General features: G+C 73.1%; 13 protein-coding genes and 1 tRNA gene. 8 read left to right on the top strand and 6 right to left on the bottom strand.

All coding sequences use genetic code 11. The features are described 5' to 3' along the window. Window positions 1–54 precede the first annotated feature (54 nt). Window positions 55–1,245 (top strand): L-2-hydroxyglutarate oxidase, encoded by a 1,191-nt coding sequence (gene lhgO, locus FHU40_RS14110; protein ID WP_183592933.1) that lies wholly within the window; start codon window positions 55–57, stop codon window positions 1,243–1,245. Window positions 1,246–1,249: 4 nt separating this feature from the next. Here lhgO and FHU40_RS14115 read toward each other — a convergent pair whose 3' ends face one another. The 3 genes from FHU40_RS14115 to FHU40_RS14125 all read right to left on the bottom strand — a co-directional run bounded on the left by FHU40_RS14115 (window position 1,250) and on the right by FHU40_RS14125 (window position 3,679). Beyond that, complete coding sequence (locus FHU40_RS14115; RefSeq protein ID WP_183592934.1) at window positions 1,250–2,437, bottom strand: hypothetical protein; 1,188 nt, start codon at window positions 2,435–2,437, stop codon at window positions 1,250–1,252. Window positions 2,438–2,577: 140 nt separating this feature from the next. After that, window positions 2,578–3,048: a hypothetical protein gene (locus FHU40_RS14120; protein WP_183592935.1), complete on the bottom strand. Its 471-nt coding sequence runs from the start codon at window positions 3,046–3,048 to the stop codon at window positions 2,578–2,580. Window positions 3,049–3,073: 25 nt separating this feature from the next. After that, window positions 3,074–3,679 carry a DUF2249 domain-containing protein gene (locus FHU40_RS14125; RefSeq protein WP_343057864.1) on the bottom strand — a complete coding sequence of 202 codons (606 nt, stop codon included), beginning with the start codon at window positions 3,677–3,679 and terminating at the stop codon, window positions 3,074–3,076. A gap of 99 nt (window positions 3,680–3,778) precedes the next feature. Between FHU40_RS14125 and FHU40_RS14130 the strand changes: the two genes are divergently transcribed. Then, the gene (locus tag FHU40_RS14130) at window positions 3,779–4,129 is read left to right on the top strand and encodes a DUF488 domain-containing protein (protein WP_343057865.1); all 351 of its coding nucleotides are present in this window, start codon (window positions 3,779–3,781) and stop codon (window positions 4,127–4,129) included. A gap of 488 nt (window positions 4,130–4,617) precedes the next feature. Here the strand turns inward: FHU40_RS14130 and FHU40_RS14135 are convergent, their stop codons facing one another. Continuing rightward, the gene (locus FHU40_RS14135) at window positions 4,618–5,070 is read right to left on the bottom strand and encodes a DUF305 domain-containing protein (RefSeq protein WP_183592936.1); all 453 of its coding nucleotides are present in this window, start codon (window positions 5,068–5,070) and stop codon (window positions 4,618–4,620) included. A 250-nt stretch (window positions 5,071–5,320) separates the two neighbouring features. On the opposite strand from FHU40_RS14135, the gene FHU40_RS14140 reads away from it, so the two are divergent. After that, window positions 5,321–6,466, top strand: a complete 1,146-nt coding sequence (locus tag FHU40_RS14140; protein WP_183592937.1) for a glycosyltransferase family 4 protein — start codon at window positions 5,321–5,323, stop codon at window positions 6,464–6,466. Between the two features lie 256 nt (window positions 6,467–6,722). Here FHU40_RS14140 and FHU40_RS14145 read toward each other — a convergent pair whose 3' ends face one another. Together FHU40_RS14145 and FHU40_RS14150 are read right to left on the bottom strand one after the other, a co-directional pair. Further along, window positions 6,723–7,592, bottom strand: coding sequence for a slipin family protein (locus FHU40_RS14145; protein WP_343057866.1), 870 nt, complete (start codon window positions 7,590–7,592; stop codon window positions 6,723–6,725). 120 nt (window positions 7,593–7,712) lie between these two features. Then, window positions 7,713–8,510, bottom strand: coding sequence for a YggS family pyridoxal phosphate-dependent enzyme (locus tag FHU40_RS14150; RefSeq protein WP_183592938.1), 798 nt, complete (start codon window positions 8,508–8,510; stop codon window positions 7,713–7,715). 23 nt (window positions 8,511–8,533) lie between these two features. Here FHU40_RS14150 and FHU40_RS14155 point away from each other — a divergent pair, with 23 nt between their 5' ends. The 5 genes from FHU40_RS14155 (at window position 8,534) to ahpF (ending at window position 13,594) form a co-directional block, all read left to right on the top strand. Next, the gene (locus FHU40_RS14155) at window positions 8,534–9,901 is read left to right on the top strand and encodes an aminotransferase class I/II-fold pyridoxal phosphate-dependent enzyme (RefSeq protein WP_183592939.1); all 1,368 of its coding nucleotides are present in this window, start codon (window positions 8,534–8,536) and stop codon (window positions 9,899–9,901) included. A gap of 82 nt (window positions 9,902–9,983) precedes the next feature. After that, window positions 9,984–10,054: transfer RNA gene (locus FHU40_RS14160), tRNA-Cys, on the top strand. 54 nt (window positions 10,055–10,108) lie between these two features. Then, window positions 10,109–11,404, top strand: a complete 1,296-nt coding sequence (locus tag FHU40_RS14165; protein WP_183592940.1) for a serine hydroxymethyltransferase — start codon at window positions 10,109–10,111, stop codon at window positions 11,402–11,404. Between the two features lie 46 nt (window positions 11,405–11,450). Continuing rightward, entirely contained in the window at window positions 11,451–12,014 is a 564-nt protein-coding gene (ahpC, locus tag FHU40_RS14170; RefSeq protein ID WP_183592941.1) for an alkyl hydroperoxide reductase subunit C, read from the top strand. Beyond that, entirely contained in the window at window positions 12,014–13,594 is a 1,581-nt protein-coding gene (gene ahpF, locus FHU40_RS14175; RefSeq protein WP_183592942.1) for an alkyl hydroperoxide reductase subunit F, read from the top strand. The genes ahpC and ahpF overlap by 1 nt, the downstream gene beginning before the upstream one ends. Window positions 13,595–13,605 lie beyond the last annotated feature (11 nt).

A 13,605-nucleotide genomic window follows, 5' to 3' on the forward strand; every position in this document is an offset into this window, starting at 1 on the left:
GGCCCCACCAGACGTACGCCTGCGGCCGGCCCCCGGATAGGGGAGGATCGGGGCATGTCCGAGGAGACCGTCGGGATCGTCGGGGGCGGCATCGTCGGCCTGGCCGTCGGTCGCGAGCTCACCCGCCGTCGCGCGGGGGTGCGGGTCGTGGTCTTCGAGAAGGAGGACCGGCTGGCCGCGCACCAGACCGGCCACAACTCCGGCGTCGTGCACGCGGGCATCTACTACCGGCCCGGCAGTCTCAAGGCCGAGCTGTGCACCCGCGGCCGCGCGCTGCTGCGGGACTACTGCGCCGAGCACGGCCTGCCCTACGACGAGTGCGGCAAGTTGGTCGTCGCCGTCGACGCCGACGAGCTGGGCCGCTTCGCCGCGCTCGAGCAGACCGCGCGGAGCAACGGCGTGCCCGGCCTGCGCCGCGTCGACGGCGCCGGCATCGCCGAGATCGAGCCGCACGCCACCGGCGTCGCCGCCCTGCACTCGCCGCACACCGCGATCACCGACTACGTGGCGATCGCGGAGCGGATCGCGGCGGAGATCGAGTCCGCCGGCGGCCGGATCCTGCTGTCGACGACCGTGACCGGAGCCGTGCGCGGAGTCGGCGGCATCGACGTGCTCTGCGGGGGTGAGCGGCACCGCGTCGACCGCCTCGTCGTGTGCGGCGGTCTGGAGTCCGACCGCCTCGGGGTGCTGCTCGGCGGACCGGGCGCCCCGCGCATCGTGCCCTTCCGCGGGGAGTACATGGCCGTCGTGCCCGAGAAGCAGGACCGGGTGCGCGGCATGATCTACCCGGTCCCCGACCCCCGCTACCCGTTCCTGGGCGTGCACTTCACCCGCCGGGTGACCGGCGGGCTCGAGGTCGGGCCCAACGCGTTCCTCGCGCTGAGTCGGCGCGCCTACGGCCGCGCGTCGTTCGCGGCCCGCGACCTCGCCGACACCCTGACCTGGCCGGGCTTCTGGCGGTTCGCGGGCGAGCACTGGCGCACCGGCCTCACCGAGCTGCGCGGCGTGGTGTCCGCGTCGGCGTACATGCGCGACGCCCAGCGCTACGTGCCCTCGATCGGCGCCGCCGACGTACGCCGGGCCGGCCTCGGGCTGCGCGCCCAGGCCCTGGAGCGCGACGGCTCGCTGGTCGACGACTTCGTGATCCACCGGGCCGACGGCATCACCAGCGTCCGCAACGCGCCGTCGCCCGCGGCGACCTCCAGCCTCGCGATCGCCGAGCACGTCGTCGACCGCATGAACTGACGGCCTACCGGCGCCGGAGCGCCGCGAGCCGGCGCAGCAGCCGGCGCACGGGTCCGGGGCGAGGTGCCTGCGTCCGCCGCGTGCGTCGCAGCCGCCGGACGGTACGCCGCAGCCGGCGCACCTGGCGGCGGTGTCCCCGGCGTTCCACCCGATGGGCGCGCACGGCCGCGGCGGCCAGCGCCTCCAGGGTGGTGGCGGCCACCTCGATCGGCACCTGGGCGATCGGCTGCGGGTCCGCGCCGGGGTCGTCGTCGGGCACGCGCAGGGCGTCGACGTCGCCCACGATGCGCACGCCGAGCCCGGGGAGCTCGGTCAGCCGGGCCTCGGACAGCACCCGCACCCGGTCGAGCGCCCACCCGGGCAGCCGCTCCCGGTCGGTGGTCGCCTCGTCCGGCTCCGGGGAGAGGACCAGGGTGCGCACGAGGCCGCGGGTCAGCAGGGCATGGCGCTGCGGCTTGCCCCAGCGCTCCCGGTGGAAGGCGACGTTCAGCCGCCGGACGAGCTCGGTCTCGGTGCGGCTGAGCGAGCGGTTCGTGCGGGTGGGCGTCGGCTCCAGCAGGCCCTCCGGCAGCCCCATCAGCTGCTCGAACGCCCGGGGCAGCATCGCGTGGTCGCTGCCGGGCACCAGCAGCGTGACGTTCTCGGGACCGACGATGTCGGCCCAGCGGCGCAGCAGGGCGACGGTGTCGTGGCCGCGCCAGACGTTGCGCCACGCCCAGTCGTCGGGCCGGTCGTCGAGCACGACCCGCAGCCACTCCTCGAAGGTGCGGGGCTCGCCGCCCTTGACCCGCTGCTGCCACTGGGAGGGGAGCAGCTGGTCGAGCCGGCGCGCCACCGCGACGACGTGCGGCCGCTCGCCGCCCAGCTCCTCGATCACCCGGGTCGCCTGGGCCGAGTCGCTGCGTCCGAAGGCCTCGTGGCTGATCACGACGCTCGACGGCGCGGCGGCCCGGACCTCGTCGCGGTAGGCGTGCCACTCCGCGATGTCGGGCTCGCGTCCGCCGGGCGGCGGGATGGTCCCGAGCCCCGCGGCCGTGGCGTAGACCGGCCGGCCGGCCCGACCGGGATGGACCCAGCCGAGCTCGCGCAGCCGGCCGCGCTCCCGGTGCAGCGCGGACTGGATCGCCGTGGACCCGGTCTTCTGCGGACCGATGTGGATCAGGTGCGTGCCGGGCGGCAGCGGCGGGATCATCCGGGCGGCTCCGTGAGTCGGGGCGAGACGACGTGGCGCTGGCCCGGGTCGCGGTCGCTCTCGCCGGCGGCTGCGACGGCCACCGGGCGGCCGGGGCTCGGGGGAGTCTACCCAGCCGGCCGCGGGCCGCCCGGCCCGCGTCAGGTGGCCAGGAACGCGCCGAGCACGACGAGGCTCACCGTGAGCAGCCCGAGGATCGCCCGGAGCGCCCCGGCGGCGCGGCTGCCGCGGCGTACCTGCGCGTCGAGGTGCGCGTCGGCGCCGGCCTCGAGGGCGCGCCGGCGGAGCCGCGTCATCCGCCGGGCCTGGACGACCGCCACCGCGAGCAGCGCGACCAGTGCGACGGCGAGGGCGGCGGTGAGGACGAGCAGCGGGTCGCGCTCGTGACCGCGCACCAGGACCGCGCCGGCGGCGAGGGCGATCGCCAGCGCGGCGACCCCCACCCCCAGGTACGAACGGCCCAGCGCCCGGAAGAACGCCACCCGGTCGGCGGGCCGCAGCGTGGCCCGCGCGGCGCGGGCGACCACGCCGATCGCGACGTACCCGCCCACCCACACGCTCACCGCGAGGACGAACACCGCGAGCACCACGGCGTGGGCGGTCTGCGACATGACGGGCGCCGGTCCGTCGCGGCGCTCAGCCGAGGGCCAGCGCCGGGCGGCGCTGGTGGACGGTCAGGTAGCGCAGCCCTCGGGGCCCGGCGACGAAGCGGCGACGGGAGCGGCGCGGCAGCCAGACCAGCGCCCCCGGCGCCAGGTCGAGCGTGTCCTGCTCGGTGACGAGCTGCCCGGCCCCCGCCAGCACGTGCAGGAGCACGTCGAAGTCGGGACCGGTGCGGGCCTTGGCGGAGGCGCCGGGCGCGAGCGTGCGGACGTCGGCGTCCAGGTCGCGCTCGCGGATCTGGAGCCGCCACCCGGCGCCCGACGGGTCCGGTGCCGCGTCGGCACCCGCCAGGAGCGTGGTGTCCGCCAGCAGGCGGGGCAGGGGAGTGGTGGTGAGCTTGGTGATCCGGATCCGCCAGTCGCGGGGCTCGCGGCTGAGGTACTCCCAGTAGTGGCTGCCCGGGTGCTCGGCCTCGAACTCCTCGTGGAGATGTCGCGGGTCGTGGTCGTTGACCAGCACGAACGCCGCGCCGGCGGGCAGCGCGGCGTACGTCGCGAAGATCGCCGGATGCTTGTCCGGCTTGCGCAGCCCGCGCACGTCGAGCTCTTGGATCCGGCCCCCGGCCGCGGTCGTCGTCACGAGCTCCTCCTGACCACGTTTATACAAGAATGAATTGTGTAAACTCTAGGACATCATGAGGCGAGGGGACAGCCCCGATCCCGGGGCTACGGTGGCCCGGTGACCGACATCCGGGCACAGCGGCTCTACGACGTCGAGACCGACGGCCGGGTCCACGTCCTGGTCGATCGGCTCTGGCCGCGCGGCGTGCGTCGCGACGACCCGCGCATCGACCGCTGGTGCCCGGACGTGGGGCCCTCCCACGAGCTGCGCCGGTGGTACGCCCACGACGTCGTGCGGTTCCCGGAGTTCGCCGACCGGTACCGCGCCGAGCTGCAGTCCGACGCGGGCCGCGCCGCGGCGGAGCGGCTGCGCGAGCTCGTCGGCGACCGGCCGGTCAGCCTGCTGACTGCGGCCCGCGACCTCGAGCACAGCCAGGCGGCCGTCCTGGCGCGGCTGCTCGGCGGCTGAGCCAGAACCAGCCCTCGGGTGACCCCAGCGCGGGGTCTCGCCCGGCCAGGCGCGGTGGTCAGTATCCCGGTGGCCTATCTGGAGACCGCGCGCTCCTTCCAGGTCGGCCGGGTCCGGACCTTCACTCGCGTGATCTTCCCGAGGCGCTGCCCGAGGTCTTCGCGGGCTGCGCCTCGCGATCGGACGCCGGGCCGGTCGACTACCTACTCTCCCGCGCAGCGGCCGACCTGACCAGGGGTGCTGCGACTCGACGGACGGCGGCGTCGGTCCCGCGTCACCCGGAGGTCGTTGTGGAGACCGCCCTCACCAGGAGAGCTGGTCGGCCGAGCAGGTCGCCGAGCCGTCGCCGGTCCCCTGCGACGCTCACTCCATCGTGCTGGTCTTCGAGTCACCGGCGCGTACCGGGCCCGTGCTCCTCTGCGGACCGCAACCGTGGCGCCATCTCCACAGCTGAAGCGCCCGTGCGTACAACACCAACAGCTGATCGCCTACCCCGCCTCCAGAAGCCGAAGATCGCCGCTGTGCTGGGAGATGGCGTCACGGGCGAAGGCTCGGGATCGAGTGTTCAGTCCCTCGATCATCTCCTGACGGGAGCGGGCAATGACGGCGCGATGGTGCACCAGGAGGTTCTGTGTGACCCGGGCGTCGAACAGGGCGCCGTGCAGGTCGGCGAGTTCGTCACCGTAGTCGGTCGGCTCGGCCGTCGCTGACGGCGGCGCCTCGACGGGAGTCTCGATGCGAGCTCGGAGGCCCCGCGGGCGGGTCTCGGCGTTCCAGTCGTCGAGGCAGGAGACCATCGCGTTGATCTGCCGGGCCGCCGAGCCTGAGGATTTCTGTGCGAGTAGACGCAACTGGGGGTCGCCGCTGTGATCGCTGGCCATCTCGTCGGCCAGCACGCCATCCCGAACCCCCTTGCGCAACAGGACGATCATCTCCCGCATGAATCTGGCGTCGGATGCGTTGACGTGGTGAACGGGTATGGTCATAACTCTCATCATCAGCCACGAAGACGACGACCACTAGAGGCGTACGGCCCTGCTCTCTTGGGGGTCGTGCTACCTTGAACGAACGTAGTCCCTGCTGCGCCGTCAGTCACGAAGTACTCGGCGCAAGGCCCCGATCTGCCGCAGTCGTGGCGGAGAGGCATTGGTCGCGGTCAGCGACTGGCAAGCGGGAATGAGACGTGCCGAGTTGATCTCCTTCATCTGGTCGCCCGGCAATCGCCTTCCCGCTGGCACCGGAGGGTCGGAGAACTACACGGTCGGCCACGTCCGAGAGCTGGTTCGGCGCGGTGTGGGTGCGCAGGTCGTGACGGTGGGCATAGGCGTCGAGGACGGTCGTGAGGAGTTCGCCGACGTACCCTTCCTCGCTCTGGCGAGCCTGGCTGAGGTAGCGGAGCTCGACGGAACGGTCATCTTCGTCAACGAAGCGCACGAGGTCCTCACGCGGAACCCCGCGTACCTGATCATGCACAACCCGCCGCCGATCCGTGAGCATCACCGTGCCTTCGCGACTGCGGGTACCCGAGACAAGACCTTGATCGCAACGAGTCGGTATGCCGCGGCGCTGTGGGCGGAGTACCTCGACGTGGACGTCGACACCGTCCAGGTGATTTATCCGTTCGCCGAACCGGAGTTCGGCGCTCGAGTCCGGGCACCTCGCCCGGGAGGGCCGACCCGGGTGCTGTTCGCGGGTCGCCTGAGCCCGGAGAAGGGCGTCTACACCCTCCTCGAGATGCTGCACCTGGACATCATCGAGAACGACCTCGGTCTCACCTTCACTGCGACATCGGCGGGCAACGACAAGCCCCAGGGTGCGATCATCGAGCGAATTCTCGCCACGCATCCGGGAATCTCCGTCGTCCCCGCCTGCAAGACGCCAGCCGCGATGGCGGAACTCATGGCACACCACGACGTCGTGGTCATGCCCTCGAACAGCCAGTACTGGCACGAGACGTTCGGCATAGTCTCCATCGAGGCACAGCATGCGGGATGTCGCGTCGTCGCCTCCGATGACGGGGGCCTGCCCGAGACTGACTGCGGGGGCCTGGTGCTAGTCGAACCGGACAACGCTGAAGCCCTCGCCACTGGGCTACGACTCGCCGTCGCCGCGGGACCGCTGTCCCCCGAGGCCAGGCAGGAGGCCAGCTGCCACTTCTCTGTCGAGCAGTCCGCGCATGGGTTGCTCGAGGTGCTCGCCCGTCCAGCTCAGGCCACCCCGGCCAGCATCGTTCAAGAGCTTGAGCAACTCATCCTGCTCGACTCCGCTCCAACAGCAGCGATACGGAGCAGCGTCACCGCCGGTCGTCCGTCTGACCACGACATCACAGCTCTGTGAGAAGACCTGCGAGCCGCCGAGACGCACGGCCGTCGGAGCCGCGCTCGCTGCTCGCCTGACCCGGCCCGTCGAGGTCGCGCGAGAGCTGGACCATGGCCTGGAGCCCTCGGGTCTGCACCTGACTCTGACCTGAGCGGGCGGGTGGCTGCGGTGCCGTGCTCGATCTCGAGTTGCTCTGGCAGCGCGCTGAGTAGGCGTTGTCGGTCGTGCTTCGACTGCCTCCTCCTTGTCCGCGCGATGCGACGTCGTGCCTGCTTCAAGGACGTGCGCGATAGGACTCGCTGCCCTCGCGGTCGGGGTACCTCAGGATGGACCCGGCTCCGTCTTGTCCCGAATCCGACTCGCGGCCGGGCGACGCGGTCGACGTCCCGGCCGCGATCGCGTCGAAGTAGCGGAGCATCTCGACCGGGAAGGGCAGCACGAGCGTCGAGTTCTTCTCGGCGGCCACCTCCACCATCGTCTGGAGGAGGCGCAGCTGGAGGGCCGCCGGCGTGTCCGCCATCGCGGCCGCCGCCTGGGAGAGCCGCTGCGACGCCTGGTACTCGCCGTCGGCCGTGATCACCCGGGACCGCCGCTCGCGCTCGGCCTCGGCCTGGCGCGACATCGACCGCTTCATGGTCTCCGGCAGCTCCACGTCCTTGATCTCGACGCGGTCGATCTCGATGCCCCAGGGAGCGGCCGGGCTGTCGAGCATCACCTCGAGGCCCTGGTTGAGCTTCTCCCGGTTGGACAGCAGGTCGTCGAGCTCGCTCTTCCCGATGATCGAGCGCAGCGAGGTCTGCGCGACCTGGGCGATGGCGAACGCGTAGTCCTGGACCTCCACGACGGCCCGCAGGGGGTCGACGACCCGGAAGTAGACGACCGCGTCGACCCGGACGGTGACGTTGTCGCGGGTGATGCCGTCCTGCGCCGGCACGGGCAGCGTCACCACCTGCACGTTGACGCGCGTCATCCGGTCCGCGACGGGGACGAGCAGGGTCATGCCGGGGCGCCGTGGCTGAGGCTGGACGCGGCCCAGCCGGAACACCACGCCGCGTTCCACCTGCTTGACGACGCGCACGGAGGCGAGCCAGCCCGCAACGGCCAGCGTCGACAGCACCGCCAACACGATCCACACGACATCCACGGCGACCTCCTCAAGCAGGAGAGCCTCACCTTCGAGGATACGCCGGAGGCAAGGTCCCGGTCGCCGCGCGCGCACCTGGCGGAGCGTCGCCGACCCGGGTGCCGGGACGGGCGAGCTCGTTCACGCGGTGGGGCGGTCGGTCTGCTCGGGCCAGTAGTACTGGGAGGGCGTGGCGCGCGCACCGAAGATCGCCTGGCCGACCCGCACGCAGGTGGCGCCCTCCTCGACCGCGATCTCGTAGTCGCCCGACATGCCCATCGACAGCTCGCCCGGTCCGATCAGGTCGGGGTCGCTCTCGCGGGCCCGATCGCGCAGCGTGCGGAGCAGGCGGAAGCAGGCCCGGATCCGGTCGGTGTCGGGGGTGAGGAGGGCCAGCGTCATCAGGCCGCGCACGCGCAGGGCGGAGTAGTGGGAGAGCGCGGCCAGGAAGGCGGGTAGCTCCTCGGGTGGCAGCCCGAACTTGGAGTCCTCGGCCGACGTGTTCACCTGCACGTGGACGTCGAGCCTGCGCCCGGCCGCCTGGAGCCGGCGGTCGAGCGCCTCGGCGACCCGGAGCCGGTCGAGGGCCTGGAACTCGGCGGCGAAGCTCGCCACGTCCTTGGCCTTGTTGGTCTGCAGATGGCCGATCACCGACCACGCCACGGGGAGGTTCGCGAGCGCGCGGTGCTTGCGGAGCGCCTCCTGCACCTTGTTCTCACCGAGCAGGGTGGCGCCGGCGGCGACGGCCAGGCGGATCCGGTCCTCGGGGACGGTCTTGCTGACGGGAAGCAGCCGCACTTCGTCCGGGTCGCGGTCGACGCGCCGCGCGGCGCCGTCGATGCGGTCGCGGACGGCGGCGAGGTTCCGCTCGACGTCGGCGACGGTGCGGGCCGTGGGGTAGTGCGGCTCGGGCTCGAGGGGCCCCGGTTCGTTTGGCATAGGTCATATGTTAGCGTTGGCCTATGCCAAACTGGAGCGAGGGGGAGTCGACGGTGACCGCGCCGATCGCCGGGACCACCGCGAGTGAGATCGCGGCCAGCGTCCGCGCTCACGTCGACAGCGGTGCGCTCCGCCCCGGGGCGCCGCTGCCGCCGGTGCGCCAGCTCGCCGACGTGCTCGGGGTCAACCGCAACACGGTCGTCTCGGCCTACCGCCAGCTCGTCCGGGCGGGCGTCGCTCGGACCCGCGGCCGGGCCGGCACCACCATCGCCGAGCGCAGCGACGGCCCCGAGGAGGGGTTCGCGCGCGACACCGAGCTGCGCGACGTCGGCCACGGCAACCCGGACCCCCGGTTGCTGCCGGACGCCGCGGCCGCGCTGACGGCGTCGTCGGCGCCCCCGACGCTGTACGGCGAGTCGGTGATCGACCCCGAGCTGGCCGAGTGGGCGACCCGGTGGATCGCCACCGACCAGCCACGGGACTTCCGGCTGACCCTCACCCACGGCGCGGTGGACGCGGTCGAGCGGCTGCTCGCCCAGGCGCTCACCCAGGGCGACGCCGTCGCTCTGGAGGACCCGTGCTTCCTGGCCAGCATCCACACCGTCCGCCTGGCGGGCTACCGCACGATGCCGGTGCCGATGGACGAGGAGGGGATGACGGTCGCCGGCCTGCGCGCCGCCCTGAGCGCGGGGGTGCGTGCCGTCGTGTGCACGCCTCGCGCCCACAACCCCACGGGGACCAGCCTCGGCGCCGCCCGGGCGGCCGAGTTGCGGGCGGTGCTCGCCGAGCACCCCTACGTGCTCGTGATCGAGGACGACCACTTCTCCCGGCTGTCCACCACCGACTACCACAGCATCATCGGTCCCGAGCACGCCCGCTGGGCACTGGTCCGCTCGGTCTCGAAGTTCCTCGGCCCCGACCTGCGGCTGGCCTTCGTCGCGTCCGACCCCGAGACCGGAGGGCGGCTGGCGGCCCGGATCAGCCCCGGTACGACGTGGGTGAGCCACCTCCTGCAGCGGCTGGCCCGCACGCTGCTCCTCGACCCCGCGGTCGGCGGTGCGGTCTCCGCGGCGGGCGCGCACTACGCCGAGCGCAACGCGGCCTTCGTCGCCGGGCTGGCCGCCCACGGGGTGGCCGCTCGCGCCGACGACGGGCTCAACGTATGGGTCGACGTCCGGGGCGACGCCGCTCGGGTCGGTCAGCGGCTGATGCGGCGCGGGTGGCTCGCGCGGATCGGCGACGACTTCGCGCTCGCGGAGGACGGCCCGTCGGCACACCACCTGCGGCTGACCGTCCACGCGCTCGACGCCGCTACGGCGGAGCAGCTGGTCGCGGACGTGGCGGCCGCGGTCGCCGGGCGTCCGGTGCTGTCCGGCGAGACGTCGACATGAGCATGAGCACGTCGACATGAGCACGTCGGTCGTGGGCTCGTCGCCGGTCTCGGCGATGCCCTGCACCTGAACGACCCCACCCGGTGGAGTGGCCGAGAGGCAAGGCCGCGGTCTGCAGCACCGCGTACGCAGGTTCGACTCCTGCCTCCACCTCGACATCCGTCTCGACATTCGCCCTGACATTCGCCATGCCCCTGAGAGGACACCATGACCGTCACCGACCCCAGCCCGACCGCCGTGCTCGACGCCGATCTCGGCGACGTCGACCCCGCGATCGCGGCGGTGCTGGACGCCGAGCTCCGCCGGCAGCGCTCCGGTCTCGAGATGATCGCCAGCGAGAACGTCGCACCCCGGTCGGTGCTCCAGGCCCAGGGATCGGTCCTCACCAACAAGTACGCCGAGGGCTACCCCGACCGGCGCTACTACGGCGGCTGCGAGCACGTCGACGTGGCCGAGCGCCTCGCCATCGAGCGGGCGCAGACGCTGTTCGGTGCCACGCACGTCAACGTGCAGCCGCACTCGGGCGCCCAGGCGAACGCCGCGGTGCTCGCGGCGATCGCCCAGCCGGGCGACGTCCTGCTCGGCCAGGAGCTCTCCCACGGCGGCCACCTCACGCACGGGATGCGGGCCAACTTCTCCGGGAGGCTCTACGACGCGCGCTCCTACGGGGTCGACCGCACGTCGTACCGGCTCGACATGGACCAGGTGCGCGAGCGGGCGCTGGCCGAGCGGCCGCGGGTGCTCGTCGCGGGCTGGTCGGCGTACCCGCGGCACCTGGACTACGCCGCCTTCCGAGCGATCGCCGACGAGGTCGGGGCGGTGCTGTGGGCCGACATGGCGCACGTGGCGGGGTTGGTCGCCACCGGCCTGCACCCCGACCCCGTCCCGTACGCCGACGTCGTCACCACGACGACGCACAAGACACTCGGCGGGCCGCGCGGCGGCCTGATCCTGTGCGGGGCGGAGTGGGCGCGCACGGTGGACTCGGCGATCTTCCCCGGCCAGCAGGGTGGTCCGCTGATGCACGTCATCGCGGCCAAGGCCACGGCGCTGCTGCTGGCCGGCAGGCCGGAGTTCCGCGAGCGGCAACAGCGGGTGCTGCGCGGGGCCGAGATCGTCGCCGAGCGCCTCAGCGCTCCCGACGTGGCGGCGGCCGGCATCTCCGTGCTCACCGGAGGGACCGACGTCCACCTGGTCCTGCTCGACCTGCGCGACGCCGACCTGTCCGGCCTGGACGCCGAGCGACGCCTCGGCGATCTCGGCATCACCACCAACCGCAACGTCGTGCCCTTCGACCCGCGGCCGGCCTCGGTCGCCTCCGGGCTCCGGCTCGGGACGCCCGCCCTGGCCGCCCGCGGCTTCGGCGATGCGGCGTTCGCCGAGCTCGCGGACGTCGTCGCCCAGGCGCTCCTCGGCGCCGCCGGCCCCGACTCCCTGCGCGCCCGGATCGACCGGCTGGTGGCCGAGCACCCGCTGTACGCCGGCGAGCCCGCCCGCCCCTGAGCATCCCCGCCCCCGATCAACCTCATCGAGAACAGGAACCAGCCCGATGTCCCTCGTCAACACCACCGTCCCGCCGTTCCGTGTCCACGCCTATCAGGAGGGTGTCTTCCGCGAGGTCACCGACGACGACCTGCGCGGCCGGTGGAGCGTGATCGTCTTCTACCCCGGCGACTTCACCTTCGTGTGCCCGACCGAGCTCGAGGACCTCGCCGACCTCTACGAGGAGTTCCGCGCGATCGGCGTCGAGGTGTACGGCGCGTCGACCGACAGCCACTTCGCCCACAAGGCGTGGCACGAGACCTCGGCCGCCGTCGGCAAGGTCCGCTACCCGTTGCTGGCCGACCCCGCGCTCCGGCTCTCTCGGGCCTTCGGCGTCCTCGTGGAGGAGGACGGCCAGGCCCTGCGCGGCACCTTCGTCATCGACCCCGAGGGCACGATCCGGACCGTCGAGGTGCACGACGCCGGGATCGGCCGCGACGCCGCCGAGTTGCTGCGCAAGGTCAGGGCGGCGCAGTACATCACCGCGCACCCGGGCGAGGTCTGCCCCGCCAAGTGGGACGAGGGTGCCGACACGCTGACGCCGTCCCTCGACCTGGTGGGCAAGCTCTGATGCTCGGCCCCGATCTCCGGGCGCAGCTCGCCGTGCACCTGCAGCACCTGCGGACGCCGGTCGAGTTGGTCGCCGACCTGGACGACGGCGCAGCCTCGCATCGCACCTGGGAGCTGCTGAGCGAGATCGCCGAGGTGAGCCCGCTGGTGTCCGCCGTCCGGGGCGTCCCCGATCCGGACGCGCGCATCCCGTCGTTCCTCGTGACCCGACCGGGGGAGGACGTCGGGGTCCGGTTCGCGGGCCTTCCGCTCGGCCACGAGCTGGCCTCCCTCGTGCTGGCGCTGCTGCACGTCGGCGGCCACCCACCCCAGGAGGACGCCGACCTGCTCGCGCGCGCTCGTGCCCTGGAGGGGCCGCTGCACTTCGAGACCTACTTCTCGCTGACCTGCCAGAACTGCCCCGACGTCGTGCAGGCGCTCAACACCCTGAGCGCCCTCCACCCCCAGGTGTCGCACACCGCGATCGAGGGCGGCGCGTTCGCGGCGGAGATCGAGGAGCGCGGGGTGCTGAGCGTGCCGGCGGTCTTCCTCGACGGAGAGCCGTTCGGGCAGGGCCGGATGGGGCTGGCCGAGATCGTCGCGCGGCTCGACCCGGCGTCCGGCGAGCAGGAGGCCGCCGAGCTCGCGACCCGTGCGGCCTACGACGTCCTGGTGGTCGGCGGCGGTCCGGCCGGCGTGACCGCGGCGATGTACGCCGCCCGCAAGGGCATCCGCACCGCGCTGCTGGCCGAGCGGATGGGCGGCCAGGTGCTCGACACGGCGGGCATCGAGAACTTCCCCTCCGTGGTGCGCACCGAGGGGACGCACCTGGGCGCCGCGCTGGAGAGCCACGTGCGCGAGCACGACGTCGACGTGGTGGTCGCGCACCGCGCTACCTCCGTGCGCCCGCCGGAGCAGCCCGGCGCGCCGATCGCCGTCGAGCTCAGCAACGGCGCGACGCTGGCCTCGCGCACGGTCGTGATCGCCACCGGCGCCCGCTGGCGGCGGCTCGGCGTGCCCGGCGAGGAGGAGTACCTCAACCGCGGCGTCACCTTCTGCCCGCACTGCGACGGGCCGCTGTTCCGGGGCAAGCGGGTCGCCGTCGTCGGTGGCGGCAACTCCGGGGTCGAGGCCGCGATCGACCTGGCGGGCCTGGCCGCACACGTGACCCTGCTCGAGTACGACCGTGCCCTGCGCGCCGACGCGGTCCTGCAGCGAACCCTGCGCGGCCTGTCCACGGTCGACGTGGTCACGTCGGCGGAGACGGAGGAGGTGCTCGGCGACGGGCACCGGGTCACGGGGCTGCGCTACGCGAGCCGCGACGACGGCAGCATCCACGACGTGCCGGTCGACGGCGTGTTCGTCCAGATCGGGCTGCTGCCCGCCACCGACTGGCTGAGCGGCGTCGTCGGCCTCAACGAGCGGGGCGAGGTCGTGGTCGACGACCGCGGTCGCACGGACGTCGCGGGCGTGTTCGCGGCCGGCGACTGCACCGCGGCGCCGTACAAGCAGATCGTGACCTCCGCCGGCGACGGCGCCACCGCGGCGCTGTCCGCCTTCGACCACCTCATCCGGTCGCCCGAAGGCGCCCGCGCCGGGTGATCAGACGCGCT

The sequence above is a fragment of the Nocardioides soli genome (assembly GCF_014191495.1).
In the GTDB taxonomy this organism is placed as follows: domain Bacteria; phylum Actinomycetota; class Actinomycetes; order Propionibacteriales; family Nocardioidaceae; genus Nocardioides; species Nocardioides soli.

Excerpts from the sequence above, each read along its gene's own strand:
- lhgO (WP_183592933.1), top strand. The coding sequence starts at position 55 with ATGTCCGAGGAGACCGTCGGGATCGTCGGGGGCGGCATCGTCGGCCTG.
- FHU40_RS14115 (WP_183592934.1), bottom strand. The coding sequence starts at position 2,437 with ATGATCCCGCCGCTGCCGCCCGGCACGCACCTGATCCACATCGGTCCG.
- FHU40_RS14120 (WP_183592935.1), bottom strand. The coding sequence starts at position 3,048 with ATGTCGCAGACCGCCCACGCCGTGGTGCTCGCGGTGTTCGTCCTCGCG.
- FHU40_RS14135 (WP_183592936.1), bottom strand. The coding sequence starts at position 5,070 with ATGCGGGAGATGATCGTCCTGTTGCGCAAGGGGGTTCGGGATGGCGTG.
- FHU40_RS14150 (WP_183592938.1), bottom strand. The coding sequence starts at position 8,510 with ATGCCAAACGAACCGGGGCCCCTCGAGCCCGAGCCGCACTACCCCACG.
- FHU40_RS14155 (WP_183592939.1), top strand. The coding sequence starts at position 8,534 with ATGCCAAACTGGAGCGAGGGGGAGTCGACGGTGACCGCGCCGATCGCC.
- FHU40_RS14165 (WP_183592940.1), top strand. The coding sequence starts at position 10,109 with ATGACCGTCACCGACCCCAGCCCGACCGCCGTGCTCGACGCCGATCTC.
- ahpC (WP_183592941.1), top strand. The coding sequence starts at position 11,451 with ATGTCCCTCGTCAACACCACCGTCCCGCCGTTCCGTGTCCACGCCTAT.
- ahpF (WP_183592942.1), top strand. The coding sequence starts at position 12,014 with ATGCTCGGCCCCGATCTCCGGGCGCAGCTCGCCGTGCACCTGCAGCAC.